The organism is Pseudomonas sp. K8, from assembly GCF_014889455.1.
Lineage (GTDB): Bacteria > Pseudomonadota > Gammaproteobacteria > Pseudomonadales > Pseudomonadaceae > Aquipseudomonas > Aquipseudomonas veronii.
In genome coordinates this window covers 1-1,109 of the sequence record NZ_VJWO01000116.1, presented here as the reverse complement: position 1 = coordinate 1,109, position 1,109 = coordinate 1, and the positions used below count along the sequence as shown (strand labels likewise).

Annotated in this window: 4 protein-coding genes; all 4 read right to left on the bottom strand. The window is 59.8% G+C overall.

What is annotated here, in order from left to right; genetic code table 11:
* On the bottom strand, nt 1-288 hold a 288-nt coding region (rplN, locus tag INT12_RS30445), incomplete at its 3' end, for a 50S ribosomal protein L14 (protein WP_193059173.1).
* A 13-nt stretch (nt 289-301) separates the two neighbouring features.
* Nucleotides 302-571, bottom strand: coding sequence for a 30S ribosomal protein S17 (gene rpsQ, locus INT12_RS30440; protein WP_193059172.1), 270 nt, complete (start codon nt 569-571; stop codon nt 302-304).
* An 11-nt stretch (nt 572-582) separates the two neighbouring features.
* Nucleotides 583-768, bottom strand: coding sequence for a 50S ribosomal protein L29 (gene rpmC / locus INT12_RS30435; protein WP_068849465.1), 186 nt, complete (start codon nt 766-768; stop codon nt 583-585).
* The coding region (rplP, locus tag INT12_RS30430) for a 50S ribosomal protein L16 (RefSeq protein WP_193059171.1) at nt 768-1,109 on the bottom strand (342 nt) is incomplete at its 5' end. The genes rplP and rpmC, both read right to left, overlap by 1 nt.

Genomic DNA, 1,109 nt, shown 5'->3' with positions numbered 1-1,109 from the left:
GGTGCCGATCGGCTCTTGCTTGTTGTTGAGCAGGACCGCGGCATTGGCGTCGAAACGGATCAGCGAGCCATCGGCGCGACGCACACCCTTGCGGGTACGCACCACGACGGCGTCGAACACTTCACCCTTCTTGACCTTGCCGCGCGGAATTGCATCCTTCACGGTGACCTTGATGATGTCACCGATGTGTGCGTAGCGACGCTTGGAGCCGCCCAGCACCTTGATGCACATCACTTCCTTGGCACCGGAATTGTCCGCGACCTCGAGGTAGCTCTGCATCTGGATCATGAGTCAGATCTCCTTATTGAGCCGCACGCGTGATGACTTCCACCACGCGCCAGTTCTTGGTCTTGGACATCGGAGCAATTTCGGTCACCAGCACGACATCGCCTTCATTGCAGGCGTTGTCGGCATCGTGCGCGTGCAGCTTGGTCGAACGCTTCAAGTACTTGCCGTAAAGCTTGTGCTTGACCAGGCGTTCCACCAGCACGGTGACCGTCTTGTCCATCTTGTTGCTGACGACACGGCCTTCGACCGTGCGCAGCTGCTTGTTTTCAGTATTGTCGCTCATCGCGGCCATCCTTACTTGTTGCTGCCGAGCAGGGTCTTGACGCGAGCAATCTCGCGGCGGACCCGGCGGGTTTCGTGAGTCTTCGGCAGCTGCCCGGTGACCTGCTGCATGCGGAGCGAGAACTGCTCCTTACGCAGGTCAACCAAATGGGACTTCAGGTCGTCAGCCGACTTTTCGCGAAGTTGTTTGATATCCATCACATCACCGTCCGGGTCACGAAAGTGGTGGTCACGGAGAGCTTGGCAGCTGCCAGGCGGAACGCCTCGCGTGCCACGTCTTCACCCACACCTTCAATTTCATAGATCATGCGGCCGGGCTGGATCTGGGCTACCCAGTACTCCACGTTGCCCTTACCAGAACCCATTCGGACTTCGATGGGCTTCTTGGTGATCGGCTTGTCGGGGAACACTCGGATCCACATCTTGCCACCGCGCTTGACGTAGCGGCTGATCGAGCGGCGGGCCGCTTCGATCTTGCGCGCGGGCAGCTGACCGGGGGCGGTTGCCTTCCGGGCGTATTCGCCGGAGCTGACAGCGGT